Consider the following 25,664-nt stretch of genomic DNA (forward strand, 5'->3'; position numbering starts at 1 on the left):
AGAAAATGACATAGGGTATGAAATATAGAGCTATAGAATATATAAGGGAGAGGTTTCATGAAATCAACAGGAGTAACTCGAAAATTAGATCAATTAGGACGTATAGTTATACCAATGGAGTTAAGACGCACGCTGGCAATTGAAGAAAAGACACCATTAGAGATTTATGTAGAAGGTGAAAAGATTATCTTGAAAAAATATGAAGCGAATGGTGCTTGTGCAATAACAGGAGAAGTATCTGATAAAAATATTTCTTTAGCAGACGGAAAGGTTACGCTAAGCCCAGCAGGTGCAGAACTTATAATAGAGGAATTACAGAAGAATCTTGTAAAATAATTGGCTCCTTTTAGGGGAGCTTTTTTAAGTTATATCTAAAAAAATTCACGTACCGTAGTTATTAATAAAAACAAATACATGCCAATAAAGTTCTACAACTAATCCTGTCCTTTTCTTATAAAAGGCGCATACAATACGCCGTTGGGTTCAATATATTGAAAAATACACCTATAAAATTCGAAAAAGGGGCACGGCAACATGCCCATCAAACTAAAAAAGAAAAACACCCCCAAAACGAAAATTCTATTCATTATTGACTACTGATAATGATGGGTTATGTGAACTATAAGAAACCTCTGATTTAGATAATCAGAGGTTTCCCTTTTTTCCATACCTGAAAATGGGGCATGTTTCCATATTAAAAGGGTAGGCAAAGTCTTTTTAATGTTTGTTATTAGCTTTTGTATGAATTTAATTTCAGATAATTGTTTATTGTATTCTTCTAATTGAATTAGATATTCATAATCATTTTGAAACATTGTATCTTTTAAAAGTTCGTTCAAATCCATGGCTAGGAAAAGGGTTAACATAGATAAGTATTGTGTTCCTCCTTTTGAAGCTCTTTTTCGTAAGAATGTAAGGATTTGCTCTTTGGTTTGAAGACATATGTAACGTTTTTGAAATGATAAACCTAATATTCGTCTTTCAATTACTTTTATTTGTTTTTTTCGCTGTATACAATCTAAAACAGAATTATATAGTTTGTGACTTGATCGTTGTTTTCCGCAAATTGTTAGTATCCACATTCTTATATTGTGATTGTCATCTAAATGTTGTGTTAAATCTAAGGTATGTTGTAAATAAGGGATATCAGATGACTTACTAGTCCTATGTACAATAAATTTATGATCTATATAAATATACTTTTGAAGGTAAAGTTCTAGCAATATGTTTATTATAATGAATATTTCTATATTTGATTGTAAAGGAGGTTGTATAGTTTGAGTATCATCATCTACAGATAGTAAGAAAAAAAGCTCAGGGACTGTTAGATATTCCATTTTTTCTTATCACCTTTCTTTAGATAGAATTTGTATTTAAATATATTTTCATCTTTTTATTTTATAAATCCTTTTGGATTATTAATAGAACTTAGCTACTGAGAAGTGGTGTTATGTAAACTTCAGATGTATACGGGGTTCAGCCGAGATACGTGTAAAAACGGGCCATAAGCTTTATTTTTTCCATATCTACGATATACAAAAAAATAAAGAAACACGAATTTTATAGGCTAAGATATTTTTTGGAAGTAAAAACCTTGATTATTCTGCTTAGTGTAAAAAAATCAAGGTTTTTTATTTGTAGAGTGACAATAAAGTTATTTAATTTTTGATGTAGATTACTTCACCGCACTTAAAAATATAACAATAAAGTTGTTTAAATCTAAGAGTTATTTCATAATCGCGCCCGATAGTGGAAAAGTGAAGAACGCGAAGGAGTTACATTAATAATCCTCAGTTATTTTACTAAAGCTCCCGTGAACCCAAAAAGAAAGACGTCCCCACATCTTGCAGGAACGCATAATAAACATTTACTTTTCTGCTGAGATTATTAAGAACATAGGTCTACGAAGTTTTTCTTTCATTTCGGGAATACTCTTTAACATTTCTTCGGAAGGAATTGGTCACTGGAAGTAGGAGAAAACCTCATCGTTTTCACACCAGAGAAACCGGGAACCTAAATGTACAGCTGCTGGATGGGGATGATCCGCGGTATAATCATTGTGAAAGAAGCATAGGAGGAAGTAAAAGCTCCATAAAGAAAATCGGCTGTATCCAATGAGGATAGCCGGTTTTAAAAATATTTAGAAAATCCAGTTGACAGTTCATCTACTGCGTGTTACGATATACCTGTAGTAGGTCACACTGAATAGTGAGGTTGCAAAAATAGTTTCAAGAAAAATAGTTGACACCTTCTACTCGGTGATACAATATACATGTAATAAGTAATACTGAATAGCATGATTTCCCAAAAGCTATTCAGTAAAAATTTACCTTAGTACTCTGTTATACTGAATATAAGTCAGACAAAATAGAGGAGGTAGAGGAGGATCTAAACATGGAAAATTTAACTGAAATGCTGAAGGGTTCGCTGGAAGGCTGCGTGCTGGAAATCATCAGCCGCCATGAAACCTATGGCTACGAGATTACCCGCCGCCTGAACGAGCTTGGCTTTACCGAAGTCGTGGAAGGGACGGTCTATACCATCCTCGTGCGATTAGAAAAGAAAAAACTTGTGAACATAGAAAAGAAACCGTCAGATATGGGGCCGCCCCGCAAGTTTTACTCACTTAATGAGGCTGGCCGCCAGGAACTTGAATTGTTTTGGGAAAAATGGGATTTTGTATCATCAAAAATCAACGTCTTGAAGTCAATCTAGCTTCATAAGATATTCCGTCCGATATTTTTGGAGTGTCTTGTTCAGCTTTATAAAAAAGGAGGAAAAATAACATGTTGGAAATGTTCAAAAAAATGATTGGTGATAAAAAAGAGTACAAAATGATGATGGCACGGGTTGAAGCCCTTCCAGAGGACTACCAGTTTGTATTTAAGAAAATTCAAAACTACATGTGGAATTTCTCAGCGGGCAACGGGATGGATATGCTGCACATACAATATGAATTAATCGAGTTATTCGAAGCCGGTGCGGCGGAAGGCAGACAAGTGCTGGAAATCACTGGGGACGACGTGGCGTCCTTTGCCGACGAACTAGTAGCAAACGCTAAAACCTATGTCGCCAAGTATCGTGAAGAGTTGAATCAGAGTATCATGAAACGATTGGGAAAAAATAAATGTAATAGATAATACCGACTGAATAGCTGGTTACAAATGTAAATTGCCACCTTCGCTATTCAGTTATATTTTTAACTCGGTACTAAGTTGTACAGATTATCAGTCAGACTAAATAGAAGAGTATAGGCAATCTAGCTCCGCAAGGTGCTTTTTATAAGGAGGAAAAAAGTATGAGCAATGCAGCGATTTCTGTAAAAGAGTTAAAAAAATCCTTTAAAGACAAGGAAGTCTTAAAGGGGGTGGATTTTGAGGTGCGGCGTGGCGAAATTTTCGCACTGCTGGGCTCAAATGGAGCGGGCAAGACGACGACGGTCAACATCCTCTCGACGCTGATGAAGGCCGATGGCGGCGAAGTAGGTATTTGTGGCTTTGACGTCCAGCGTCAACCGGATCATGTTCGCCAGAGCATCAGCCTGACCGGGCAGTTCGCAGCTTTAGACGGCATGCTCACCGGGCGGGAAAACCTGATGATGATTGCCAAGCTGCGGGGAGTTTCTAATCCCGCTCAAGTCGCTGACAATCTGCTTGCAAGATTTAGCCTGACCGATGCGGCCAACCGCCGGGCGGACAAATATTCCGGCGGGATGAAGCGCCGGCTTGACATCGCCATGAGCCTGATCGGGACGCCAGCAGTCATTTTTCTCGACGAACCGACGACAGGGCTTGATCCCGAAGCGCGGATTGAAGTTTGGGATACCGTCAAGGAGCTTGCCGGCGGCGGCACAACCATCTTGCTGACAACCCAGTACCTGGAGGAAGCCGAACAACTGGCGGACCGTATCGCTATCCTGCATGGCGGAAAAATTATCACGACTGGTACCCTTACTGAACTCAAAGAGATGTTCCCGCCAGCGAAAGTGGAGTATATCGAGAAGCAGCCGACATTGGAGGAAATTTTCCTCGCGATCATCGGCAAAAAGGAGGAGATGTAAATGAAAAGCAAAACAGGGGTATTACTAGGGCGTTTAATGCGGAACATCACGCGCAGCCCGGATACGATTATCACGGTGGCGATTACGCCGATTATGATGATGCTGCTGTTTGTCTACGTATTTGGCGGTGCCATAGAGACAGGAACGGACAACTACGTCAATTATTTATTGCCGGGAATCTTGCTGATGGCTATCGCATCCGGTGTCGCTTACACTTCACTGCGGCTGTTTACGGATGTAAAGAGTGGGCTGATGGCGCGTTTCATTACCATGCCCATCAAGCGCTCGTCGGTATTGTGGGCTCACGTGTTGACCTCACTTGTTTCCAATGCGCTTACTATTGTGGTGGTTATCCTCGTCGCCCTCTTGATGGGCTTCCGTTCCAGCGCTGATATCCTGGATTGGCTCGCGGTAGCTGGGATACTCGGGATGTTTACGCTGGCGCTGACATGGCTGGCGGTCATTCCCGGATTGACAGCGAAGTCTATGGAAGGGGCGACAGCCTACTCGTACCCGCTGATTTTCCTGCCGTTTATCAGTTCGGCCTTTGTTCCCACTGAAACCATGCCTAAAATTGTCCGTGCGTTCGCTGAGAACCAGCCCGTGACTTCAATAGTGAATACGATTCGTGCCCTCTTGTATGAAGGGTCTGTTGGCAACGGTATCTGGATCGCGCTTGCCTGGTGTGTCGGCATCATAGTCATTGCTTACTTCTTCGCCAGTAAAGTATTTAAACGTCAGTTAGGGTAAGTACACCATTATGGGATTAGTCATATCAATAGTCAGCCACTGCGATGAATACATTTGCTATCACACTGATCATTTATAAACAACTTCCGATTTCGAAAATTATATAAAAGCTAGCATGAGTCTAGCTTTTTCTTTTTTGCCCATGATGCTCTAACCTCTTTATTTGTTATGTTTTGAATGTATACTTTTGTTAGTAGTTTTGGAGGGGATGAGGAAATTGAAATAGAGGCAATAAAATCAAGGGAATGAATGTGAACTAATATTTAAAAGTTTACATTCATTTTGTATCAGTACATGAATGCGAAATGCTTAAAATAATAATGAGAATTCAACAAAACCTTCTCTTTTCGTTAGAATGAGAAGGTTTTTAAATTTCAATTTAATGGTTTGGGAAAATTTAATTCATGATGTTAAAACATGGGGGCAAGTATAGGTAGAACAATTTGGTTCTTGGTGATGGTAATCTACTAAATTATATAAAAGGTGGAAAGATTGAATGGGGAAAACAAAAAAGAAGATTTAGGGTTATTTAAAATAACTGATAGAAATCGATTAAGTCCTGATAGTGCGGTAGGTCCAGTTCTTTTTAAATGTACACAACTTGAAGATGAGAATAAACTAACAGCGGGCATCATCGCGATGCCATTAAACGACCAAAGTGTCTTCAATATTAAATACATAAGCAACGAACCAGCTTTAGGAAAGGATGAAGTATACTATTGTGTAAAAGGAAATACAACTAAACTTAAAATGCTAAGAGTAACGAACGAGGTGACGGTATGAAATTGAAAAAGAAAGCTAAGGTGATGATTGTGATGACGATAGTTGCGAGTTTATTTAGTGGATGTAGTTTTTGGGAAACGAAAATAGAGTATGAACCATTTGTAAAGGCTTTGGATGAAGGGGATATGAAGACGGTTATGTCTGCGAGTGATGATGGGTATGCGCATGTGACACAAAGAGGTATATACAGTAGGTACGAAGAAAAAGAAGATGGGGAGCACAAGAAAACAATTTATCAAACTACGGAAGGTGTATATAATACGAAAGATAAAAGTTTATATGGAGAGACAACACAAGAAACCACCACTGACATAAAAAATGAGAAAAACATTGGTGATAATACAAATTATAAAGAGGAAGTTGTTTATAATACAAATATTAAGTATGAAAATGGACAGGTACAAAGGCCAGATTCTACTCTTGATGTTTCATACGTGAATTTAATTGTAGATCGTCTAAAAGGAATAGGGAAACTAAAGATGAAGCCAGGTGATGATATAAAAAAATTTGATCAGCCGAGTACAGTTGGGTATAGCTTAACTGAATCAGAATTTCAAACTATTATAAATGATAAGCTGAAAATACAATATGATGAATATGGTGGGGCGTCCATTGCGATTGATCTTGGCTCTGTAAATGGTTCCATGCAGATATTGGAAGTAAGCGTTGTTATGAATTATAAGAAGAATGAAGGAGGAAAGTTAGTACAATATATATTGCAGATGCACACATACTTTAATAGTAAAAAAGATAATAATCAAGAGGCGAAAAAAGAATATATAGATTATAAAGCACAGTACCAAAAATAATAGATGATTAAGAAAGGGGGAGCCTAGTATGCCGAATACTGAGGTGCAGGACAAGAATAAAAATTTAAAGATAGCTTCTGATTGGGGAAAATTTGAGCTAGCTGGTGAGGATATCTATAAATTTAAGGCGGGTAAATATCCGTATAATGCTCTATCAAGTAAAGTGAATGAAAAAATATTACAAGAAAATTTTAATGCAGAGCTTATAGATCATGAAGTAGATGAAAATACAGGATTTGCATCATAAAAAAAGAACGCCTTGTCCCAGCCTCTTACGCTTGTCACCAGAGCAGATAACAAGTCTAGGAACTGGGTGCATGGCAAGGTGTTCTACTCTCGATATAAGAAAAAAGTAGCTGTACCTGTTTTGTTTTCCTCGGAAGATCGAATAGGTCGTCTTAGGGACACTACAGAACTTCTATATCGTTGTATCCTCTTTGTTGAACGAGAGGAACTGTTTTTGTCCTAGCAGAAACAGGAGAATCCCCTACCTCAAGTTCGTGTAGAGGTAGGGGGGAGTTCAATGAAATAGTTGGGGAAATTGCTTTATTATTCCTTCAGTAAGTGCATCCGCCATTTCTAAAGCTTCCTTCTCAATTTTGTCATACAATTGAACACCTGCTTGATAATCTTTACTTAGAATGGCTACTGCTTCAGATTTAGTCAATGCTAGGTGTTCATAAAACATTTTCCTAAATTCTTCTTTGGGTATATACGGATTTATACTACTTAAAAATTCAACAATGTCGTCTGCATTAGCGTACCATTTTTTCTCTGCAATTGATGCGGCGTTTTGATTACCAGCTTTTGCTGCTTTGACAAGATCGGCAGCAATCACTAAGTGATCTTTTATCAAATTACTGTATTTTTTTGCTGCATTGTCACCGTAGAAAGGTTTAAGAGAATTCCCCATATCTGGAGCGTTTTGAAGGAGACGTGTAATCGCAAAGTTAACATCAGGTAAATTAAAAATAATGCTAATGATAGCCATTCTTGTCCAAGCAACATGTTGTTCCCATAGTGAACGCATATAACTTTTTAAATCAACTTCATTTTTACTGACACGGTAATTCCGTACGGGTGAAAATGTAGCTGTTGAATTCCAATCTAAATAAGGGATATCGTGTGTGAAATAATAATAGGATTGCCAATAAGGGTACATAATGAATACACGCCTTTTTTGAACACATATATATCACGGTATGAGAACATCTATTACTATGTGCTCATGTCCAAAGTATTTTTTTATACGTTTAGGGGAATTGTTAAGTTTTATATTCAAATTTTGAATATAAAATGAGGTTTGACTCAGATGAAAATCATCAATTGAGAGTCAGCACTTTTTTGTTTTAACCAATATTTTCTTAAAAAAGACTTCCGAAAGAACATAAGTTCGTATATAATAAGAACGAACGTTCTGTCATTAGGGACGATTATCTTGTATGATTATTCTCTTTTACCTAATCGAATTATTTTGTGTGTAAATCTTCGTAGCTTTTATGCAAGTGTATCATGTATCAAAATGGGTCTGGCCCCTTTGCGTACGAAGCTAGCGGTAGTAGGGGACGTAAATCGTAATGGTTCAATTGTTCTGACAGCGACGCCACTACTTAAGAAATTTCTCTTTTTGATAATGTAATACAGCGCGAAAAAGAAATGAAACTAACAAAAGTGATGGATGAAATACGCACTCATTTCGGTAAAAATAGTATTTTGCGTGGCGTATCTTATACAAGTATCGCGACAGCAAGATATAGAAACACTTTATTAGGGGGACATAAATCATGAATAACGCAAACATGTCAAAAGGAAGAGGGATGGTAAAGTGGACACCCTTTGCATCTATGTCGGAACAATTTGCTGGTATACGAAAGATTATTGAAGAAAAAACGAAAGTACCACGACCAATACTGACTCAAGATGCGAAAGAAAGGAACGAGAATAAGTTATTATTCTCGTTGTTATCCGAAGAGGAAATATTAATTACATATTATGAAGACGGTTATGTCCTTACTAGTTATATGATGGTTATTGATATCGATCCTAAAAGAAAGAATGTAATATGTACGGATGCATTTTATCACGAGAGCACTTTTAATTTTATCGATATAATTGCTGTTGAATAGAATGGAATAACAGGATAAATTTCATTATGTAGTCCAATTGGTGAGAGCTAATAATCAGTGGGGATCCCACTGATTAAAGTTTCACTTTATTAATAAATATCCAAATTTACCGATACATCGTCCACGTTCCAATGTCCTTAAAACCTAAGCGCTTATAAATCCGCCCAGCAGCTGGGTTATTATAAAATAAGCAAAGCGTTCTTCCTTCTTGAGTAAAATCCCAAATCATTTTTTGTAATATGAGTGAAGCGTATCCTCTGCCGCGATGGCTTGGATGAGTACATACTCCAACAACCATTGCAGATAGATGGATTGGATGAGCAGGGTGCTGTGAGAGGTTATTCTATTGAGGGTGACTCTGTGGCGACTACCTATATCGTTTACGATTAAGTGTAATTATATAGGAGTCACACGAGGAAGTAAATGCTTATTCCAAATTTGTTCTCCATGATAAGCCACCTCATGTGGTCCCTCCTCAGTAATACTCTTAAACTCTCTTCTTCTAGTACACATTTCCTTAAGTATGTCCCATGAGTAAGCCAAATAAATATAACTGAAAAGGGGAAATAAAAATGACAAACTTAAAAGTGACTATTGAGGTAATCGAGAACAAAGGAGACCGTGACAACTTAGTTGAACGTGTAGAGGTGCTAAATAGAGTTAAGGAGTTATTGCTTTTACCTAATATGGAAATGGCAACTGCTAATCAAGTTTCTGAGTTTTACGGAGTGCAAAAGAATAATTTAGACCAATTAATATCAGACCATAAAGACGAATTAATAAATGATGGATATGTAGTTTACAAGGGCGATAACCTAAAGAATTTAAAAGGTGACTTAGCAAAACTAAGTAAGCTAGAATTGTTTGGGATTAGCAAATTCACACCAGCAATTGCTCTTTTCCCTAAACGAGCAATCCTAAGAGTTGGGATGCTATTACGTGACTCAGAAGTTGCCAAAGAAGTCCGCACTCAGTTGTTAAACATCGAAGAGAATTCTACAGAAGAAGTTAAAACTCAAGAGATTAACCACGAGATGGAACTACAAATAAAAGTAGGTAAAGCTGTATCTAGTGGAGACATTGTAGAACTTATAAGTGCAATGAAAGAATTAGAAGACTACAAGAACCGTCACGTATTCGAGAAGGCTAAAAAGTACGACAAGTACCTTGAAAAGGATGGGACTATGACAGTTACTATGATGGCTAGTGCTATTAAGGCGGATGGAGTTAAAAGCGCTCACCTAAGAAGCGCACGCTCACTAAATGAATTTCTTAAAGCAAGCGGAGTACAAAACAAGCAATGGGGTTACTGGAAGATATCAGCAAATAATAACTGGATGATTACTGAAGGTTTAGCTATTGAAAAACTAGACGAGGAGGAAACTACAATGGCAAACACTAAGCAGGAACTACAAGTGAAGGTTAACCAACTGGAGCTAGCTCTATCTGTAGCGGTGGGAACTATCGAGTCACTGAGAGAGCAACTGAAAGAAGCTCATAGAGGTAACTACAAGAAAGGTGAAAGCTATAATGGATATACTCGTAAGGACATACTTAGGGAAATGTATGCTAGAAAAAGAGAGTTTAAAAGCATTACTGAGGAAGGACTAAATAAGGAATGCCCTGAACTGCTAGAGGCTATCAAACATCTATATAGAGCTGAGGGACTACAGGAGGTTATAAAATATATGAATCGTAATAGTAGACCTACCCCAGTCCCTAAGCGTTACAGCAAACAATAGAGAATAAACTAATTAGGTGATAAATAAAAATGACAAACTTAACAGTATTAAATGGCGGGCAAGGACAAGCTAACGAGGGATATTAAAGCATAAAAAAGAAACGTTACCTTAACCCTTCCTGTGTTCAGTATATCCTTCTACATTTGGCTCATGAATTTGCCTTGACCATTCTAAATAAGCATCCATATAACCCGCTTCAGTAAACGGGAACTTCTTATCATAAGTTTTACTTTCACCGTTATTCTTAATAACTACTTCTACCATATAATTACTACCTACACAATTAGGTGAATTAAAATAATGTAAACTTGTCTTGTGTGTATTGTAGTTAACTTCCTGACAAGTTCCCATCTGTTCAGGATTATTACTGTACTTTCTATGTGACATACTATGACCAACTTTCTAAAATGTATTTATCAGAATCTATCTGACATATTTAGAATACAACATAATCCAATAAAATGGTGTTAATTGAAACAAATAAATTTGGAGGAGTACTGTTTTACAAAAAAAATATGTGTGACGATTCTTGTAGTCCTCCAGTTCTTTGACTGCAATAGCAACCGCTACATAGTCACCTTTTGAGATTGCACGACCAATGTTCATTTCAAGTGTCATTTCTTTGTCAATCTCTTGAGTTTTTACTTCCTGTTTAGAATTCTCTTCTATGTTAAGCAATTGAGTGCGGACTTCTTTAGCAACTTCGCTGTCACGTAATAGCATCCCAACTCTTAGGATTGCTCGTTTAGGGAAAAGACCATTTCTTCTATACCCAATCTTGTTTCCATCTATCATAAAGTATCCCTTCATGTTTTCTATTTTAGTTGGAGCCTTTAAGGCACTAACTAAATCTTTCCCAGTTTTATTCTCTATTTTAGTATCAGGACAATATGTCAGACACTAGGAATTACTTCACTAGTAATCCACCTTTTGAAAGCCTTTGCTTGTGGCTTGCGAGACGTCATCATAAGCGAGTAAAGACCTGACTCGTTAATTATATTTGTATTTTGAGTTCTTCCGATGGCGTCATTTAAAATGACATCACCTTTTTTAGCTTCGATTTTCTTGAGGGACTTTTTGTCCCCAAAGAAGTCTGCTATTTGTAATGTATCCATCAACTAAAAAGTGTCCTCTCATTGGTTGTATTTTAGATAACTCCTTTAAGGAGCTCTCTAATGTTGTTTTTATTTCCGTCATTTAAAATGATAGTATTCTTTTTGTCATCGTCTAATCTACTCAGAACTTGTGAAGGGTTTCTACTTAAAGTGGGCTTTTATTTCATCTATGCTGATATGTTGATTTCATATTCATACCTGTCAATTTGACAGACATAGATTTCTTCCTCAGGTTAAACCACCATGTTTGATAAACAGAGTGGTTCCTAACGAGCATCACAATATTGTGTGGAGCTGGTACACTTAATATGTGTATCAGGTAACACCGTAATAGTATTACGATCTAGGTTTAATCTAGCCCGATGAGCTGGTGCATATATTGTATGCTTCATAGTCCCAGCTCAAGGGTTCATCGTCTTTCTTTTCTCTTGCGCATCCTAACGAGTCATACCTCAATTTTGAGGACTCCTCCAAGGGTGTCCACTAATACCGACCCCCTGAGTAGGACAATCCACCGTACACTTCCTAGTTTCACCTCGTGAGTCCCAGCTCAATGGGTCTTTCACGAGAACGACAAATAAGCCGTCCTTGGTAGGGGGACAGCTCACCATAATTATTTAGGTTTCACCATAAAGTGACATGCATTTCAGTGTCATATTTAAACATGTTGGGCAGTAATTTGAACACGTTAGGATAGCTTTTAAGTGTCAAAAGTAGCCCTGGCTCAGTGGCACCAAGGCTTCAAGGCTCCTTCGTGGTTTCGCCATACAATGTAACACTTTTCTGATATATACCATGTAGAGCCTCCTCAGGTTACCCCTTAACCGCTTGCTACTACATAGTTTAAAGCTCTTTAGTACTAGAGAGCTATTACTTATTAGGTATTACTTATTAGGTTCTCTAATTAGTAAGTACTTAAGAGAAAAGAAATAAAACATACTCTTAAGTAATACCTTATTAGTTATTACTCTTTAGTATCCTTCTCATTACTGAGATAGGTAATAACTAAAGAGAAGTACTAATAAGGTATTACTAATAAGTCCTATCTCATAAGTATTTGTATTTATCTTTTCTTATGTGTATTAACTTATTAGGTATTACTTATTAGTACAAGCACGTAAGAAAAGAAATAAAACATACTTACGAGATGGACAGATAAAAAGGAGTTGCTTACAAGGTTTTGCCTTCTCATTATGAGACAGGTGAACTTGTAGGTGATTCCTTTTTTGGATTCCATCTCACAAGTCTTTTGTTATTTTTGTTTTGTGAGGACGGGAACGAATTAGGATTAACTATGGCTTTCAGCCTAGGTTTAACTCAGGGGAAACGAGGTAGGTAAGTCTATAAGAATAAAGAAGAAATATTTGCGAAAACAGCCTTCAACCTGCATGGTTGTCACGTTTGTGCTAAAATAATCGACGCATTTTTTTTACAAGTATTCAAGAATCCTAATATAGTTATCCGACTAATAGGGGACATTTGAACGTGTTGAAATTAAAAGTACGATATAGTTTGCCCTAAGGCAACAATCTATGGAGGTGATTACCTTGAAAGAAATCTATTACTATGCTGGCTTCTTGTTTGGTGTCCTGCTTGGTCTTCTGACAGTTTACCTAATCTACGATACTACTGGGTTTGCATTCATCCGTGACTTAGCAAGCGAGCTGGATAGTTGGATGAAGGCTAGCGTTGATTGGTTAGCCGGACTCGTCTAGTAAATCGCTAGGTGGGTTCCTGCTCATCAAACAAAAGAAAAAAGAACCGATGAGAGCGGACTGAAAAATAAATCTAAAAGTTTTCCTGAGCAGGGCAAAAAACGTTATCAAGAAGTGATAAATACATTGAATAGGATAATAAAAAAGTTTACAAAAGTGACTAATTAGTCTACTAGATAGAGCTGAAAACTACCAAAATCACAACACAAAAGTGATATATGATATGAAGGGATAACAGAGAAGGAAAAAATAATTTAAAGTTTTTTCTCAGAATAGCGATACTGTGCAACACTTTTCCTATAATTACTATGAAGGCTAAAAACTCACACTTTGCTTATATATGATATAGAAGGACAATCTTTTCTGTTAGCGCTCAATAGGTTTTTTACTTCCTTCTCCTTCTTTTATCCTATTGAGGGTTAGCAGAAGAGCTTGTCACTCTTCATCCCCTTTAGATGTTTTGATAAGGTTTAGCACCGTTCCATAGGTCAGACACCTTTTGGCGTTTAGTATACTCACTGGATTCACCTCCTGGTGAGTATCTTTTTTTAATCATAGTGGTACTAACAAGTACCTAAATATAAAGCACTAAATAAGGAGGTATTAATATGAAGTTCGACCTATCAAAGGTTTGCAAAGCATACGACCTAAATATAACCGAGTTAGCAGAACTAACAGGACACCAACGGAAAGCACTATCTCGTGTTAACTCAACAAAAACGGCAAGCTGGAAAACTATTACTAGAATAGCAGAAGCACTAAACGAGCCACCTCATCATGTTGTTGAGATCGCTACTAAAGACCACTGAGGAGGAAGGGGAATGATGCAGATGTTAGCTTGCGAAGTTATTGATCTAGCTTGGTTCATCTCATTCGAACACGGACAAGAAAAACTAAATGAGGAATTTGTGAAAGGATACGATTACCACCTACACAGACATATCGAGTCACACTTTGGAAGTTATATAGAGTTAAAGAAAACAATGGGACTTAACTGAGGAGGCATTTGACATGGAGTTCTTTGATGAGCAATGGTTAAAATACTTAAATTGGTGCAACGAAAAAGGAATCGAACGAGTTACAACTTTTCAAGGATACAGCGATTTCTTAACGGATAACTACAAAGCTCCAGATTGGAGAACCAACACTACAAAGGAACCTAAAAAGAAACGCAGAGGAAGACCTAAAGGGAGTACAAATAAGAAGAAGTAAACTTGCTAAAAAAGAGGAGGAAAACAATATGAACTTACAAACTATGACAGGTCAAGAACTTATGGAGAACGGATACACTTTACAGTCGCCAGCTCAGAAGGAAGCGCAGGCAAAGTACCTAGCTAAATTAAGTGATAAGGATAGAAGACATTTTGCAATGTTAAAGAGAGATAACTATACAGTAATCAGAGAGAGTTTAACTTTACAACAACATGGAGTATTACTATTCTTGGCAACTTGCATGAGAGTCAACAAAGACGGAAAGCTATTCAACGAGGACGGACAACGCTTAACAGTTAAAGACTTGAAAGACTCTTTAGGAAAATCTCAATCACAAGTAAATAGAATCCTCGCTGAGCTAGAAGCTAATGGAGTTATAGTTCGGGTAGCGGAAGGGAAAAAAACTTATGTAGATATGACTAATGCAATTTATGTTTGTGAGAAACTGAAAGAGGATTACAAGGTAGTTAAAATCTTCAAAGCTCACTTACAGGAAAAAGCTAAAACAGTTTCGCTAAATGCTTTAGGACTATTTGGAATGTTACTTTCTCATATGAGCTGGACAACGAACCTAGTAGTTGAGAATCCAGACGAGCCAGAAACTAGTAAGCTTGTTCTCTTAAAGAGAAAACACATTATGGAAACGTTTAGTTTATCAAGACCTACGGTAGTCAAGTTAATGAGTGAACTAACACAAGCAAGATTATTAGTAGAGGTTAGGACTGTTACGGATGCAATCTGTTTAGACCCTAAGGCAGTTAGCAGACAATCAAAGAGGATAACTTTTGAGGAGCTTCTAGATAACATTGAGGAAGCTTCACTTTCTTCAGCTAACTTCAAGAAATAGTGCAGACTTAACAATAATAACATTATAACATACATTGTCAATACAATCAATAGCTAAATGAGGAAAAGATTTCCCTCCTCAGCTAACCTTTACAAGTGCTGAAACCAGCTAAGACAGGTGGAGCTTGTAGGGGTTAGCTGGGTAGGGAAGCCTATCAAAATACTAAGTGGGAGGAAAACAGAATGACAAACAACTTACAGGTGGTACACGAGCAGGACGTATTAGGACAAGACTTTAAAGTTTACGGCACTACAGAAGAACCATTGTTTTTAGCGCAGGACGTAGCTGAATGGGTAGGACATAGCAACACAACTGTGATGTTAAATGTAGTTGACGAGGACGAGAAACGACTAAACATTGTTTATACGTCTACAGGAAATAAAGATGCTTGGTTCCTAACTGAGGATGGACTCTATGAGGTTCTGATGCAATCTCGTAAGCCAATAGCTAAGGCATTCCGAAAAGAAGTTAAGAAGGTTCTAAAAGCTATACGCCAAACAGGTGGCTATATAAGCAACGCAGACTTAATGGTCAGCACCTACTTTGGAGCGCTACCTCAGGAACAACAAACACTAGTCAAAGGCTTGTTCGTTAATATTGAGGAGCAACAAAAACAACTAAGCCAAGCTCAGAAGGTAATCACCGAGCAGGCTCCAAAAGTAGAATACGCTGATAAGATTCTACTCGCTGAGGGATTCTATACGACTACAGAGATCGCTAAAGTGTTTGGTATGTCAGCGCAGTTCCTACACAGTGAGCTAAAAAGAAAAGGAATCATCTATAAGACATCTAAAAAGAACTGGGTTCATAATGAGAAATACAAGTTTCTACGGGAGCAGGGACTCATTAAGTATGAAGTTAACACATTTGGCATGACGATGAAGTGGTCTGAGAAAGGCAGAGAGTGGCTAGCTAAAGAGTTTAGTATCGTATGCGCTTAGAAGTCCCTACTCAGGTTAACATATAAAACGAAAACTAGGAGGCTATAAAATGTCACAGAACAAAGTAGAGTATCACATTCAAAAGGATTCTGAATTAACTTTTAAGGTTGTTGCTGGGGAGACGCTTTACGCTGGAGATGTAGTCGAACTTAAAGGAGATATGACTGTAGGAGCCGCATTAGCAAATTCTGAGAAGGTGCTAGGAGTAGTTACAGCTGGCACAGTAGGTAACATAGGTTACCGCAATCCAGACCCTTATACAGTAGGCTTAGTAGGCTTCTCAGGAGACCGCAAAGAGGTAGTGAGTGTAGCTATTATTGGCTCGCTTGTCTATGTTCCCATTGCAGGTGTAGTTAACGCAGGAGACGCTTTTTCAGCTGGTAAAGATGGTACTTACAAGGTAGCTGACCCAACTAAGCCAGAATCTAAACTAGGTATTGTTGTATCATCAAAAACTAATGTAGCCGGGCGAGTATTGGTGAACTTTAAAGGACGCTAAGAAGTCCTATCTCATACAAAACTAAAACGAAAACACAGGAGGAAACAAAAATGGCAAACTTATTAACTAAATTATTCGGTGGTTCTAAAGAGAAGGCACAAGTTAAGCAAGGTGAACTTCAAGAGAAGATTTCAACCCTAGATAGTAAAATAGCACGGGTTAACAATGCATTAGCAATCGCAGAAGCAAACTTCTTGGTGGACGAGTCAGCATCTAACAAGAAGGCAGTGGAGAAACTACAGGCAGGTATTGAGAAGTTTCAAACTGAGAAGGAAAAAGCTAATGAGGAACTTTCAGAAGTTGTTAACACTTTACAGGAAGTGGCTCAAGAGGAACGCAAAGCACGCTTATTAAAGCTTGCCCATGAGGACGCAGGAAACACTAAACAGCCTCTCAAGGAAATGAAACTGGCTCGATACTTGGATGTCTTACAAAGCGCTCTAAACGACCATAGATCAGACTACAGTGTACTAGAAAGAGAGCTGGGGATTAAATATACAGGTCGAACTGACATAGATGTAACTTGGGAAGACTTCCCAGAAGAACTTGCTATGAAACGAGAAGCTGAGGAAGAAGTGAAAACTGAGGTAGACAAAGAGTTCAACGAACTAGTAAAAGCTATTGATAAATTCTTAAAACGCTAAGCACTAAACGGTGGCACTGAGGAAGCGAGCTTGCAGAAGTTCCTAATGGGATGGAGAGCTTCCTTTCTCGGCTTAACCTAACAATGAACCTGAAAGGAAGATGAACATGAAGAATGATTATTATAGCCTGCTAGACCACTATAATAGCACCAGCTCACAAGAAGAACTGAGAGATGTACTCGACAAGTTAACTGCCATGGAAAACAAGATATGCAAGAAACGAGGAGAACGGACACTCAATGAGTGGCTAGCAGATTACTATTTAGGAGGAGATTGAATGGATAACATGAGAGAGGATTACAAGGTACTACTGGAAGAGTATCATCTCGCAAGTGACGTTTGTGTAGGGAGACAAAGCCAGTCTTTGTTGGGGTGGACACTCAGAAGGTTACTTGCTTTCGAACGTGACTACATAGACAAGTACGGAGCAGACGCCTTTGTAGAGATGAGCGTAGCAGTTCACACGAGTCGGATTAAACCTATCAAGCGTTCAATACTTAAGGATTGGTTTTACAAGATACTTGCCTAGGTGAGACTCCAAAGGCAGGGACACAACTAAACTACGTAACTACGGAGGAGAGACTATGAACAAACAAGATTACATTAAATTACTACAAAACTATCACTACACAAGCGAACTCTTTGTGGGTGGACAAGCTGAGTTACCTGAGTTAGGTGACACTCTTAAAGCTTTGAACGCTTGGGAGAATGCCTACAAAGAATTACACGATGAGGACGAGCTAATTAAGCTTATGAACGAGGTAGAGGATGAAGGGATTAGCCTAGTCTAGTCCTTCCTCGCTAATTGTAAGAAGCTCAGCAGGGTAGCCCTTGCTGGGTACAACTATAACAAACCTATGGAGGAGATAATATGAAAACAGAAATGGTGAGATTCTCAGAGAATAGCTTAAAGAGTGGTACTAAGGAGAACAGAGAGTTAATTTTGTTTATGAATAAACTAGAGGAAGAGCTAAAGAGCCTTAGCGAGCAAGCATCTAGCAGGATGGCTAGACAAGAAGAACGTAGTGAAGAATTTAAAGAGCTAAAAGAGAAAGAAACTAAAAAGAAAGCCGAAGAGGATTATTATAAAGTACACGCTGAGAAGTTTAACTGGTAATAAGGAGGTAATAACTATGGCTAAGAAGAGAACACCAGAGGAACGAGCTAGACTCGATTCACTACAAGAGGAGTTGGCTACCTCAGTTAACAATGAGGAAGCACTCAAAAAGTTCAAAGCTAAGATGAAAAAGGACAACCTCATTTGTGGTTCTATTAAGGGTAGCGGTAAGCTATGTGTTAACAAGCCACACTATAAAGAGGATGGAACTACCAATGGTAGATGCCATATCCATGGAGGTAAATCAGCTGGGCAGACCACTGTGGAGGGTAAAGACAAGGCTAGAGCTAACTTGCACAACAAAGCCAACTTAGTACATGGCATCTATTCAGAAGAATTTAAAGACAGCTTAACTGTAGAGGAAGTAAACCTATACAATGGCTTAATGGAACACTTTGTAGGGAACTACGAGGTCGACCCATTCAATTTAACTATGGTGGACAGATACATCATGAACACTATCAAGCAAGCTCGTAGGGACTCAGTTAACTTCATGAACGAGTCTAAAGCTCGTAATGACTTTGAAATGAAAGCTATTCGTTATATCGAGTCACTAGGATTGAACAACAAATTCAAGCAACAACAACAAGGTAAGGGAGAAATCCAACAAGTAAACCTCAATCAGCTTTTCGATCTAGGGGAGAATTAAAATATAGAGTCCCTTCTCAGTCTTGGCTATCCTGCAAATAGCCTTGTGAGGACGGACTAAGGAGTGTGATTACTATTGCTAGTCTAATAGAAATTATTATAAACGCTGACGATAGAGCATCTAAAAAGTTTGACCAAGTGAGCAGGAACGCTAGGCGAATGCAGATGATTATAGCGGGAGTTACCTTGGCAGCTGCTGGGTTGACTCCAGCCTTGTTGGGTGGCTTAGGAGCTATTGCCTCGCTGTTTGGCACAGCAGGGTTAGCCGCCGCAGGCTTTGGAGCACTCGCCACCACAACAATAATGAAGACAGTCAATACCGCCAAGGAACTGGAAGAGGCTCAACTGAAAGCTAATGCGGCTTTAATAGCAGGAGACACTAAAGGGTACAAGAAGCAAATGGCTATGATACAAGCTATCATGGAAAGCTTAACCGAGGAGGAAAAGAAAGCTGTAGTAGCTATTAACGCTCTCAAGGAAAGCTGGAGAGATTTAGAAAACAAAATGGCTCCTACTACTCTTAGGGTTATAGCCAGTTCGACTGACTTCATGAGGTTGACTATGGAGAAGTTATTCCCTGCCTTTCAAGGAGTAGGGGAATCCTTTAACAAAATGATTGAGTGGATGAACAAGGCTATCACAGCAGGCAAAGCAGATGCCTTCTTTGAACACATGAATACCTTTGCAGTTCCAATGTTTGAAAAGGTCATGATAAGCGCAGGGAACATCCTAAACGGGTTCGCTGGTATCATGGTAAGTTTCACCCCACTAGGAATGGCTTTTGGAGATGGCATGGTAGATATGACTGCCAAGTTCGCTAAGTGGGCTTGGGGATTACAATCCAATCCAGCTTTCCAAGACTTCTGTGACATGGTAAAAACTAATACACCTATCATATTCGGCTTATTAGGAACTATTGTAGATGTCATTTGGAGAATCATCGAGAAGCTTAACCCGCTAGCTATGAAGATATTTGAGGCGGCTAACTCGTTCTTAAAGTGGTCTATGGAGTCGGGTGCTCTTGATATGGTGTTACAACTTATCAATACTACAATAGGCTTCCTTGTAGACAACGCTAACTGGTTAGTTCCTTTACTAGCTTCTCTATGGTTAGGTTTTAAAACTCTACAGGGAGTTAAAACGCTCGTAGATATCTTCGGCAAGGTTAAAGAAGTAGTAGAGCTACTAAGTGGTAGCTTTATGCGGATGATAACTAAAGTAGGGAGTATGGTTGCGTCCCTAGGTAGGTTGTCAGTAGCTATGCTAGCATCTCCTTGGTTCTGGCTAGTTGCGGCTATTGCGGCGGCTATTGCTATTGGCGTTCTCATCTACCAAAACTGGGATACTATCAAGAAGAAAGCTTATGAGCTATGGAATGGTGTCAAGGAATCTTGGAGTAACCTAACTAATAGTGTTAAAGATTCCTACAACAATATGATTAAATCAGCAAGTGACTGGTGGAATCAAACTAAGCAGAAATGGAACAACATGGTTAATGATGCTAAGAGTGCGGTTTCTAACATGAAGCAAGCTGTAATAGATAAGTACAACACTATGAAGTCTGATGCAGTCAACAAACTCCAAGATATGGTGAATGGAGCTAAACAGAAGTTCAATGACATGGTTAGTACTGCTAGGGATAAAGCTTCCTCAATGCTCGAGGCAGGTAGAAACTTAGGTAACAATGCAGTTAACGGCGTTAAGAGTGGACTAAGCTACTTATCTAGCTCAGTAGGTAATTCTCTTTCTTCTTGTTATAGCTACATCAAAAGCTGGGGAAGTTCATTCCTGAGTTCTGGTAAGGGATTAATGAATAGTTTCGTGGATGGTATCAAGTCAGGTATCTCCAAAGCAGTTAACGCTGTCTCAGAAGGTATGAGCAAGGTTCGTTCATACTTACCGTTCTCACCTGCTAAGAAGGGACCACTAAGCGATCTAGATAAATCAGGTAAAGCTTTCTTCCCTACATGGTACAATGCGGCTTTAACTCAAGTTAAGAGCATGGAGAGACAAGTAGGAGGTGCCTTCTCAGGTGTTGCTAGTTCAGCTAGTTCAGCACTATCAGGTACAGGATTAGAAGCCTTCACAGGTGGTAGAACTAGCGTGACAGTTAACCACAAAATAGATGGCTCAGTTGGGATAGACAGTAAAGGTCTTGACGACTTCTCAGACAAGATAACTAACGTAGTTGTAAATGGTAGCGCACAGACTGGATTAGGGCAGTTCGGTACACTAAACAGACAATCAATTTATAAGGCTTAACTAAACAGTGGCTCAGTTGGGAAACTAGCTGAGTCCACTACATAACCAATGAGGAGGAAAACAATATGAACTATTTTCTGGTGGTAACTCATTATGTAAGATATGACGACTACATTGAGAGTGAGGACAAAGTAGAACCTACAATCGTGTATCAACTCGATAACTACGTTAAGAGTAAAGACGATGCAGAAGTTATGAAGGTATTCCTCAAAGAGCAATTCACTACTTCATTTAACGAAGCTTTCAAGGTGGCTGATACAGGAAAACTTATCAATGTTGAGGTTAAGGAGATTGACGAGATGAGCTATATGCGTCAACACTTTAGTAAGGAAAACAAAAGAAAGCAAGCAACGAGGAGGTAGCCTACTGAGGTTATCTCTTTTCTTTTGCCTTCTCGTGTGTACTGAGGTAGGTAAGCTTTGTAGCTACTACATATATTGCTTTACTGAGGAGTGTAACTACTACAGGTTGTATGTTTTGTATGGTAAACTCCACAGAACGCTCTACAGTAAAACTAAGTGGGTGTATACCCATGAAGTAAAAGATAATCGGCTTAAAAGTGCAATCTCGGTATCGTACTTATTAGATATACTTAGCTAGTATCCTACATAGTACCCCTCCCTAGGTGATTATTAGTGTAGGGGTAATTAGATATATCGGTAGTAGCCGTACATAGAAGAAATATTTTTGAGGAAGACTTAAAAAGGTATTGACGGTTTTAAAACTTATTTGCTAATATGGACTTATCACCTAAGGAGGTGAGCAATTGCAGGACAAGCAATTTAGGTTTTATAGTAAGATTCAAGACTTCTATGAGCTGGAAACCATCGAGGACGCAAAGAGGCTCTACACAGCTTTTACACAACTAAGCAAAATCCATACAGTAGGCAAAGCTGATAAGATTGATAGAATGCTAACTCGATTGTATGCCGGCAAGAAGCTAACTGATTAAACACAAATAGCCCTACTCATGTGTACTTGGCGGTAGCTGAGTAGGGAAAAGAATCACACTACAAGCGGACTTGTAGAGCTTCCCTATTATAGCAGTTTGATGGATTGCTTACAAGTCCCCTGAGGAGGGTAACGAATGAACAGAGAAGCCAAGGAGCTTGTCCGTCTCGTGTCTGTACCAGTAGGCGGAATAGCTTTCCTGTACAGCGTGCTTTATTTGTACAGCTACATGATAACTCAGTAAGGAAATCTATCAAATTAAACTAAAAGGGTAAATGAAGAGATGACAAACAATTTACAGGTATTTGATGGAGCTTTAGGGCAAGTTAGAACAGTATTACAGGGAGAAGACATCTTATTTATCGCTAAGGATGTTTGCGATGTATTGGAAATCGTGAACACGACTAGAGCATTAAGTAGATTAGATGAAGATGAACTTCACAGTATGAAGGTCACTGATTCACTAGGAAGACATCAAGACACAAATGCTGTTAATGAAAGCGGTCTTTACTCGTTAATCATGACATCTCGTAAACCACAAGCAAAGGCATTCAAAAAGTGGATTACTAGTGAGGTAATTCCTAGTATCAGACGAGACGGAGGCTATATCGCAACAAATGAACAGGACGATGAACAAACAATACTTGCTAAGGCTTTCCTACTAGCAAACAAGACTATCGAGAGACAGAAAGAAGCGATCACGAGATTGGAAGCTTTGACAAGTGGTTAGCTACTACAGTTATTGTTAACACGATTATCTCAGCAGGTAAACTACCTAGCTATGCTTCCCTCAAGTGGTCACTGTTAGCTGTAGATGAATTCATTAAACTATTCAATGAAACGAACGTAGAAGACTGGGCGGCATTTTGGAGAGAGAAGCCTTGGGGTAAGACTAGATGGAAAAGAAGCCTGTAGAGTATAACTCACACGTTGACTACCTAAAAGAGAATGCATCCAGAGAAGGTTACGGTCACATTAGAATCGTAGAGTAGTGAACACTGAGCAGGGTATCCTACATAGGTTGCCTTGCTTATCTTTATATAGAAAGGGGAAAAGATTATGAGAAAGACAATGGAGGTAGGCTCAGTAGTTGCTGGGAAGATAGTCGTACCGTATCCCTTACGAGATGGCACTCAGATAGTCGTCAGCTCTATTGAGGAGTATAACTACCTAGGAGAACCTTACGTGCGTCTACGAGGTTTGTGTGCCTTTACAGGGGGTGCTATGACAGTTGAGTTGCCTAGCGGAAACATCGTAGGCATACTTGAAGTAGATAAGGAATTGAAAACTGTAGAGGAAGAGATAGCAAGGTTGAAACAATATAGGGAAATACTGAGGAGGTTACCAAGGAGGTGACCTCTTTGTCGTTCTCGGTGGATACTCCTAATCCGTTAACGGATACGTGACCTAAAGTAGGTTGCTCATTAGAATAAGATTGTGAGAAAAGATAAAACAAAGACTCACAAATGGAACTAATGTTGATTCCCTATATTTGTCCACTGAGGAGGGTAAGCTTTGCAAGATGTATCTGAGAAGGCTCACACGTCCGTTTACGGACAAGTAGAGGGGATGAGATAGGAGAAACTTGAGAGGTGTAAACTGAGGAGGTTGCTGTCTAGGTGTAAGCTGAGAAGGAAGCTAAATAGTTAACGCACACCCCGATAGAGTGCTTTTCCAGTTTGTGCAGGCTAGAACTATAGCGGTTACAACGAGTGCTTATATAGTTACCCTGCTCATGATATCCCCGAGATGGGACTATGTAGCATAGCTCAAAGGCGTAAGCCGAGGAAGGTGAACCCTACAGAACACCCTACACGGCTGATAACTTTTGTGAGTAAGGTACTTACCCACTTAATTCCCTTGTATGTCCCTACAGGGAATAGCCTTAATAGGTTACCAACATCTTGTAGGTGACATAAGTAGTCCGCACTCATGTAATTCTTTTCTTTTGTTTCTGCATGGAGGGAAGCTCTAAGCTGTAAGCTGAGAAGGGTAGCTACCTTAGCTTACAGCTGCTGAGATTCCACCTACAAAGATATTAGCCAATGAGATAGGTGAATGTATTACTTAGTACCACTAATAAGCCGGAATCCTTCTGTAGGGAACCTTATGCAGTCCATAAATTAAAGTGCAGTACTGCCAAGGGGTGCTATGCATAGAATCCTGCATAGACTCTTCCCTTAAACGTTGATATAAAGGGATTCACCTGTTTAGTTTATGCACTGTATACAATGCTATTTAGGTATCCCTCAAAAGGTACTTCTGCTATGTTTATGCATGAGAAGGGTAAAGCCTTGAGCCAGTAAGAGTGAACCTTGTTTAGGTATAATTGTGTAGTTTACATAACCAAGCTTATCGGTAGTACTCATGGAGTAGTAACCTTGGAGTTTCCTGCTCATGTGAATCGATAAAGCACAACCAAGATAGGTAACTGCTGTAGTCCCTGCTCATGTGTTCTTTGTTTCTTTTGTCCCATGAGTACGGTAAACTGCACAGGTATCCTGCTTAGTCAACTCCTTATCCTGCTACCTGCCAAGTGTCCTACATAGCTTACTCTCTGCATGTGTACGTACAAGGTGGGACTAGATAGGGTACTTGGTAGGTAGCCTTATTAGGTACGCCTGCTAATGTACACCCTGAATATAACAAAGATACTAATGCCATTCAGTATATATCCTTGTGAGGTAGGGCTATTGTAGTTACACCTATTCAGCACCCTGCTCGTGGGTACGCATAAGGTAGAGATAGATAGGGTACTTGGCAGGTAGCCTTATTAGGTACACCTACACAGGTTCCGTACTCAAGGTGATATAAGATACAAATACACTTGAGGTAGGACTGCTTAGCTAACCCATATATAGGTGCCCTTGTTAATAGCTTATACAGTACACCTACATAGATACACCTACACAGTACCATACTCATAGGGATATGATACACATGAGACAGGACTAAGTATGCATACCTTATTAGCTACTACATGTAATGCTACTACATAGGTAATACATATGAGAAGGACTAATGTAGTATGCTAATGAGAACGCCTTGTAAGGCTCTATAAAGCATTCTAATGTGTTTTACTAATAAGGCGCTAGTGCTTCTCTATGAGCTTGTTAGGAGTCTCTGTGAGTGTCCTGTGTAGCTTCCCTGCTCAGCTTTCCTTCCTTGCTTCCAGCTATATCCCTCCCCCCTAATATTATTATATATACCCCTATGCGATGTGTCGGTGGTTGACATTTACAGATTTAATATTCTAGAGGAAACTACATCGTACTTCCTAGATATACCTAATCAGTCACAACCTCTACAGTTTCCATCTCAGCTTACGCTTTGGACACCACCCTTATGGGTCTTTCTAGAGAGGGTACCCCTATAAGGAAAACCACATTAGAATTTTTTTAATTTATTTTTTTGAGGAGACTTTTCAGTCCGTCCTCATTGGA

31 protein-coding genes and 5 pseudogenes are annotated in these 25,664 nt (G+C 38.9%); 30 read left to right on the forward strand and 6 right to left on the reverse strand.

From position 1 onward, the window contains the following. Nucleotides 1-57: 57 nt before the first annotated feature. Nucleotides 58-336 (forward strand): AbrB/MazE/SpoVT family DNA-binding domain-containing protein, encoded by a 279-nt coding sequence (locus tag JDS96_RS04675; protein ID WP_199666234.1) that lies wholly within the window; start codon nucleotides 58-60, stop codon nucleotides 334-336. Nucleotides 337-593: 257 nt separating this feature from the next. On the opposite strand, the gene JDS96_RS04680 is transcribed toward JDS96_RS04675, so the two are convergent. Continuing rightward, entirely contained in the window at nucleotides 594-1,337 is a 744-nt protein-coding gene (locus tag JDS96_RS04680; protein WP_242479848.1) for a hypothetical protein, read from the reverse strand. Nucleotides 1,338-2,394: 1,057 nt separating this feature from the next. Here JDS96_RS04680 and JDS96_RS04685 point away from each other — a divergent pair. The 7 genes and pseudogenes from JDS96_RS04685 to JDS96_RS04715 form a co-directional block, all read left to right on the forward strand. Beyond that, a complete protein-coding gene (locus JDS96_RS04685) occupies nucleotides 2,395-2,715 on the forward strand; it encodes a PadR family transcriptional regulator (protein WP_033796096.1) in 321 nt (106 codons plus the stop codon). Nucleotides 2,716-2,786: 71 nt separating this feature from the next. Continuing rightward, the gene (locus tag JDS96_RS04690; protein ID WP_199666235.1) at nucleotides 2,787-3,140 is read left to right on the forward strand and encodes a DUF1048 domain-containing protein; all 354 of its coding nucleotides are present in this window, start codon (nucleotides 2,787-2,789) and stop codon (nucleotides 3,138-3,140) included. A 158-nt stretch (nucleotides 3,141-3,298) separates the two neighbouring features. Beyond that, nucleotides 3,299-4,060, forward strand: coding sequence for an ABC transporter ATP-binding protein (locus JDS96_RS04695; RefSeq protein ID WP_199666236.1), 762 nt, complete (start codon nucleotides 3,299-3,301; stop codon nucleotides 4,058-4,060). After that, nucleotides 4,061-4,810, forward strand: coding sequence for an ABC transporter permease (locus JDS96_RS04700; protein WP_199666237.1), 750 nt, complete (start codon nucleotides 4,061-4,063; stop codon nucleotides 4,808-4,810). A 492-nt stretch (nucleotides 4,811-5,302) separates the two neighbouring features. After that, nucleotides 5,303-5,593: a hypothetical protein gene (locus JDS96_RS04705; protein ID WP_018767256.1), complete on the forward strand. Its 291-nt coding sequence runs from the start codon at nucleotides 5,303-5,305 to the stop codon at nucleotides 5,591-5,593. Beyond that, nucleotides 5,590-6,402: a DUF3952 domain-containing protein gene (locus tag JDS96_RS04710; RefSeq protein WP_199666238.1), complete on the forward strand. Its 813-nt coding sequence runs from the start codon at nucleotides 5,590-5,592 to the stop codon at nucleotides 6,400-6,402. The genes JDS96_RS04705 and JDS96_RS04710 overlap by 4 nt, the downstream gene beginning before the upstream one ends. A 28-nt stretch (nucleotides 6,403-6,430) precedes the next feature. Further along, a pseudogene (locus JDS96_RS04715) lies at nucleotides 6,431-6,646 on the forward strand (lipase); the annotation flags it as partial. 276 nt (nucleotides 6,647-6,922) lie between these two features. Here JDS96_RS04715 and JDS96_RS04720 read toward each other — a convergent pair. After that, a complete protein-coding gene (locus JDS96_RS04720; RefSeq protein ID WP_199666240.1) occupies nucleotides 6,923-7,564 on the reverse strand; it encodes an acetylglutamate kinase in 642 nt (213 codons plus the stop codon). A 276-nt stretch (nucleotides 7,565-7,840) separates the two neighbouring features. Between JDS96_RS04720 and JDS96_RS04725 the strand changes: the two are divergent. The 3 genes and pseudogenes from JDS96_RS04725 to JDS96_RS04735 all read left to right on the forward strand — a co-directional run. After that, nucleotides 7,841-8,017 (forward strand): annotated as a pseudogene (locus tag JDS96_RS04725) (Y-family DNA polymerase); the annotation flags it as partial. Beyond that, nucleotides 8,017-8,190, forward strand: a pseudogene (locus JDS96_RS04730) (Y-family DNA polymerase); the annotation flags it as partial. The pseudogenes JDS96_RS04725 and JDS96_RS04730, both read left to right, overlap by 1 nt. Next, nucleotides 8,187-8,528, forward strand: coding sequence for a YolD-like family protein (locus tag JDS96_RS04735; protein WP_199666241.1), 342 nt, complete (start codon nucleotides 8,187-8,189; stop codon nucleotides 8,526-8,528). The pseudogene JDS96_RS04730 and the gene JDS96_RS04735, both read left to right, overlap by 4 nt. Nucleotides 8,529-8,634: 106 nt before the next feature. Here the strand turns inward: JDS96_RS04735 and JDS96_RS04740 are convergent. Continuing rightward, a pseudogene (locus JDS96_RS04740) lies at nucleotides 8,635-8,835 on the reverse strand (GNAT family N-acetyltransferase); the annotation flags it as partial. 265 nt (nucleotides 8,836-9,100) lie between these two features. Between JDS96_RS04740 and JDS96_RS31890 the strand changes: the two are divergent. Continuing rightward, entirely contained in the window at nucleotides 9,101-10,270 is a 1,170-nt protein-coding gene (locus JDS96_RS31890) for a phage antirepressor KilAC domain-containing protein (protein WP_242479849.1), read from the forward strand. A 108-nt stretch (nucleotides 10,271-10,378) separates the two neighbouring features. Here JDS96_RS31890 and JDS96_RS04750 read toward each other — a convergent pair whose 3' ends face one another. The 3 genes and pseudogenes from JDS96_RS04750 to JDS96_RS04760 all read right to left on the reverse strand — a co-directional run. Further along, a complete protein-coding gene (locus tag JDS96_RS04750; protein ID WP_199666242.1) occupies nucleotides 10,379-10,534 on the reverse strand; it encodes a hypothetical protein in 156 nt (51 codons plus the stop codon). A gap of 159 nt (nucleotides 10,535-10,693) precedes the next feature. Next, nucleotides 10,694-11,065 carry a hypothetical protein gene (locus tag JDS96_RS31895; RefSeq protein WP_242479850.1) on the reverse strand — a complete coding sequence of 124 codons (372 nt, stop codon included), beginning with the start codon at nucleotides 11,063-11,065 and terminating at the stop codon, nucleotides 10,694-10,696. A gap of 101 nt (nucleotides 11,066-11,166) precedes the next feature. Next, nucleotides 11,167-11,385 (reverse strand): annotated as a pseudogene (locus JDS96_RS04760) (BRO-N domain-containing protein); the annotation flags it as partial. Nucleotides 11,386-12,932: 1,547 nt separating this feature from the next. Between JDS96_RS04760 and JDS96_RS04765 the strand changes: the two are divergent. From JDS96_RS04765 to JDS96_RS04850, 18 genes are all read left to right on the forward strand, one after another. Then, nucleotides 12,933-13,100 (forward strand): hypothetical protein, encoded by a 168-nt coding sequence (locus JDS96_RS04765; RefSeq protein ID WP_199666244.1) that lies wholly within the window; start codon nucleotides 12,933-12,935, stop codon nucleotides 13,098-13,100. Between the two features lie 608 nt (nucleotides 13,101-13,708). Further along, the gene (locus JDS96_RS04770) at nucleotides 13,709-13,909 is read left to right on the forward strand and encodes a helix-turn-helix domain-containing protein (protein ID WP_206777001.1); all 201 of its coding nucleotides are present in this window, start codon (nucleotides 13,709-13,711) and stop codon (nucleotides 13,907-13,909) included. 12 nt (nucleotides 13,910-13,921) lie between these two features. After that, nucleotides 13,922-14,098 (forward strand): hypothetical protein, encoded by a 177-nt coding sequence (locus JDS96_RS04775; protein ID WP_199666281.1) that lies wholly within the window; start codon nucleotides 13,922-13,924, stop codon nucleotides 14,096-14,098. Between the two features lie 13 nt (nucleotides 14,099-14,111). Continuing rightward, a complete protein-coding gene (locus JDS96_RS04780) occupies nucleotides 14,112-14,312 on the forward strand; it encodes a hypothetical protein (protein ID WP_199666245.1) in 201 nt (66 codons plus the stop codon). Nucleotides 14,313-14,340: 28 nt separating this feature from the next. Further along, on the forward strand, nucleotides 14,341-15,159 hold the full coding sequence (locus tag JDS96_RS04785; RefSeq protein ID WP_199666246.1) for a MarR family transcriptional regulator: 819 nt from the start codon (nucleotides 14,341-14,343) through the stop codon (nucleotides 15,157-15,159). 182 nt (nucleotides 15,160-15,341) lie between these two features. Continuing rightward, a complete protein-coding gene (locus JDS96_RS04790) occupies nucleotides 15,342-16,100 on the forward strand; it encodes a BRO family protein (RefSeq protein WP_199666247.1) in 759 nt (252 codons plus the stop codon). A 49-nt stretch (nucleotides 16,101-16,149) separates the two neighbouring features. Next, entirely contained in the window at nucleotides 16,150-16,599 is a 450-nt protein-coding gene (locus JDS96_RS04795) for a hypothetical protein (RefSeq protein ID WP_199666248.1), read from the forward strand. 50 nt (nucleotides 16,600-16,649) lie between these two features. Then, nucleotides 16,650-17,243, forward strand: a complete 594-nt coding sequence (locus JDS96_RS04800; protein ID WP_199666249.1) for a hypothetical protein — start codon at nucleotides 16,650-16,652, stop codon at nucleotides 17,241-17,243. A gap of 106 nt (nucleotides 17,244-17,349) precedes the next feature. Beyond that, nucleotides 17,350-17,520: a hypothetical protein gene (locus JDS96_RS04805; RefSeq protein WP_199666250.1), complete on the forward strand. Its 171-nt coding sequence runs from the start codon at nucleotides 17,350-17,352 to the stop codon at nucleotides 17,518-17,520. Further along, a complete protein-coding gene (locus JDS96_RS04810; protein WP_199666251.1) occupies nucleotides 17,521-17,772 on the forward strand; it encodes a hypothetical protein in 252 nt (83 codons plus the stop codon). Nucleotides 17,773-17,827: 55 nt separating this feature from the next. After that, entirely contained in the window at nucleotides 17,828-18,034 is a 207-nt protein-coding gene (locus tag JDS96_RS04815) for a hypothetical protein (protein WP_199666252.1), read from the forward strand. A gap of 80 nt (nucleotides 18,035-18,114) precedes the next feature. Continuing rightward, nucleotides 18,115-18,360 carry a hypothetical protein gene (locus tag JDS96_RS04820; RefSeq protein WP_242479851.1) on the forward strand — a complete coding sequence of 82 codons (246 nt, stop codon included), beginning with the start codon at nucleotides 18,115-18,117 and terminating at the stop codon, nucleotides 18,358-18,360. A gap of 16 nt (nucleotides 18,361-18,376) precedes the next feature. Then, on the forward strand, nucleotides 18,377-19,009 hold the full coding sequence (locus JDS96_RS04825; RefSeq protein WP_199666253.1) for an HGGxSTG domain-containing protein: 633 nt from the start codon (nucleotides 18,377-18,379) through the stop codon (nucleotides 19,007-19,009). A 158-nt stretch (nucleotides 19,010-19,167) separates the two neighbouring features. Further along, nucleotides 19,168-21,270 (forward strand): phage tail family protein, encoded by a 2,103-nt coding sequence (locus JDS96_RS04830; protein ID WP_199666254.1) that lies wholly within the window; start codon nucleotides 19,168-19,170, stop codon nucleotides 21,268-21,270. Nucleotides 21,271-21,335: 65 nt separating this feature from the next. Then, the gene (locus JDS96_RS04835; protein WP_199666255.1) at nucleotides 21,336-21,632 is read left to right on the forward strand and encodes a hypothetical protein; all 297 of its coding nucleotides are present in this window, start codon (nucleotides 21,336-21,338) and stop codon (nucleotides 21,630-21,632) included. A 404-nt stretch (nucleotides 21,633-22,036) separates the two neighbouring features. After that, the gene (locus JDS96_RS04840; RefSeq protein WP_033671027.1) at nucleotides 22,037-22,222 is read left to right on the forward strand and encodes a hypothetical protein; all 186 of its coding nucleotides are present in this window, start codon (nucleotides 22,037-22,039) and stop codon (nucleotides 22,220-22,222) included. A 282-nt stretch (nucleotides 22,223-22,504) separates the two neighbouring features. Beyond that, on the forward strand, nucleotides 22,505-22,951 hold the full coding sequence (locus JDS96_RS04845; protein WP_199666256.1) for a BRO-N domain-containing protein: 447 nt from the start codon (nucleotides 22,505-22,507) through the stop codon (nucleotides 22,949-22,951). Nucleotides 22,952-23,280: 329 nt separating this feature from the next. Beyond that, the gene (locus JDS96_RS04850) at nucleotides 23,281-23,577 is read left to right on the forward strand and encodes a hypothetical protein (RefSeq protein ID WP_199666257.1); all 297 of its coding nucleotides are present in this window, start codon (nucleotides 23,281-23,283) and stop codon (nucleotides 23,575-23,577) included. Nucleotides 23,578-25,664: the final 2,087 nt, after the last annotated feature.

Source organism: Bacillus cereus group sp. N21, assembly GCF_016483395.1.
Classification (GTDB): Bacteria; Bacillota; Bacilli; order Bacillales; family Bacillaceae_G; genus Bacillus_A; species Bacillus_A pseudomycoides.

What these genes read in the sequence shown, in the direction of transcription:
- JDS96_RS04735 (WP_199666241.1), top strand. Translation starts at nt 8,187, where the DNA reads ATGAATAACGCAAACATGTCAAAAGGAAGAGGGATGGTAAAGTGGACA.
- JDS96_RS04805 (WP_199666250.1), top strand. Translation starts at nt 17,350, where the DNA reads ATGAAGAATGATTATTATAGCCTGCTAGACCACTATAATAGCACCAGC.
- JDS96_RS04775 (WP_199666281.1), top strand. Translation starts at nt 13,922, where the DNA reads ATGATGCAGATGTTAGCTTGCGAAGTTATTGATCTAGCTTGGTTCATC.
- JDS96_RS04695 (WP_199666236.1), top strand. Translation starts at nt 3,299, where the DNA reads ATGAGCAATGCAGCGATTTCTGTAAAAGAGTTAAAAAAATCCTTTAAA.
- JDS96_RS04780 (WP_199666245.1), top strand. Translation starts at nt 14,112, where the DNA reads ATGGAGTTCTTTGATGAGCAATGGTTAAAATACTTAAATTGGTGCAAC.
- JDS96_RS04770 (WP_206777001.1), top strand. Translation starts at nt 13,709, where the DNA reads ATGAAGTTCGACCTATCAAAGGTTTGCAAAGCATACGACCTAAATATA.
- JDS96_RS04835 (WP_199666255.1), top strand. Translation starts at nt 21,336, where the DNA reads ATGAACTATTTTCTGGTGGTAACTCATTATGTAAGATATGACGACTAC.
- JDS96_RS04750 (WP_199666242.1), bottom strand. Translation starts at nt 10,534, where the DNA reads ATGGTAGAAGTAGTTATTAAGAATAACGGTGAAAGTAAAACTTATGAT.
- JDS96_RS31890 (WP_242479849.1), top strand. Translation starts at nt 9,101, where the DNA reads ATGACAAACTTAAAAGTGACTATTGAGGTAATCGAGAACAAAGGAGAC.
- JDS96_RS04795 (WP_199666248.1), top strand. Translation starts at nt 16,150, where the DNA reads ATGTCACAGAACAAAGTAGAGTATCACATTCAAAAGGATTCTGAATTA.
- JDS96_RS04845 (WP_199666256.1), top strand. Translation starts at nt 22,505, where the DNA reads ATGACAAACAATTTACAGGTATTTGATGGAGCTTTAGGGCAAGTTAGA.
- JDS96_RS04710 (WP_199666238.1), top strand. Translation starts at nt 5,590, where the DNA reads ATGAAATTGAAAAAGAAAGCTAAGGTGATGATTGTGATGACGATAGTT.
- JDS96_RS04850 (WP_199666257.1), top strand. Translation starts at nt 23,281, where the DNA reads ATGAGAAAGACAATGGAGGTAGGCTCAGTAGTTGCTGGGAAGATAGTC.
- JDS96_RS04810 (WP_199666251.1), top strand. Translation starts at nt 17,521, where the DNA reads ATGGATAACATGAGAGAGGATTACAAGGTACTACTGGAAGAGTATCAT.
- JDS96_RS04790 (WP_199666247.1), top strand. Translation starts at nt 15,342, where the DNA reads ATGACAAACAACTTACAGGTGGTACACGAGCAGGACGTATTAGGACAA.
- JDS96_RS04700 (WP_199666237.1), top strand. Translation starts at nt 4,061, where the DNA reads ATGAAAAGCAAAACAGGGGTATTACTAGGGCGTTTAATGCGGAACATC.
- JDS96_RS04785 (WP_199666246.1), top strand. Translation starts at nt 14,341, where the DNA reads ATGAACTTACAAACTATGACAGGTCAAGAACTTATGGAGAACGGATAC.
- JDS96_RS04720 (WP_199666240.1), bottom strand. Translation starts at nt 7,564, where the DNA reads ATGTACCCTTATTGGCAATCCTATTATTATTTCACACACGATATCCCT.
- JDS96_RS04815 (WP_199666252.1), top strand. Translation starts at nt 17,828, where the DNA reads ATGAACAAACAAGATTACATTAAATTACTACAAAACTATCACTACACA.
- JDS96_RS04825 (WP_199666253.1), top strand. Translation starts at nt 18,377, where the DNA reads ATGGCTAAGAAGAGAACACCAGAGGAACGAGCTAGACTCGATTCACTA.
- JDS96_RS04680 (WP_242479848.1), bottom strand. Translation starts at nt 1,337, where the DNA reads ATGGAATATCTAACAGTCCCTGAGCTTTTTTTCTTACTATCTGTAGAT.
- JDS96_RS04690 (WP_199666235.1), top strand. Translation starts at nt 2,787, where the DNA reads ATGTTGGAAATGTTCAAAAAAATGATTGGTGATAAAAAAGAGTACAAA.
- JDS96_RS31895 (WP_242479850.1), bottom strand. Translation starts at nt 11,065, where the DNA reads ATGATAGATGGAAACAAGATTGGGTATAGAAGAAATGGTCTTTTCCCT.
- JDS96_RS04820 (WP_242479851.1), top strand. Translation starts at nt 18,115, where the DNA reads ATGAAAACAGAAATGGTGAGATTCTCAGAGAATAGCTTAAAGAGTGGT.
- JDS96_RS04675 (WP_199666234.1), top strand. Translation starts at nt 58, where the DNA reads ATGAAATCAACAGGAGTAACTCGAAAATTAGATCAATTAGGACGTATA.
- JDS96_RS04800 (WP_199666249.1), top strand. Translation starts at nt 16,650, where the DNA reads ATGGCAAACTTATTAACTAAATTATTCGGTGGTTCTAAAGAGAAGGCA.
- JDS96_RS04830 (WP_199666254.1), top strand. Translation starts at nt 19,168, where the DNA reads ATGCAGATGATTATAGCGGGAGTTACCTTGGCAGCTGCTGGGTTGACT.
- JDS96_RS04685 (WP_033796096.1), top strand. Translation starts at nt 2,395, where the DNA reads ATGGAAAATTTAACTGAAATGCTGAAGGGTTCGCTGGAAGGCTGCGTG.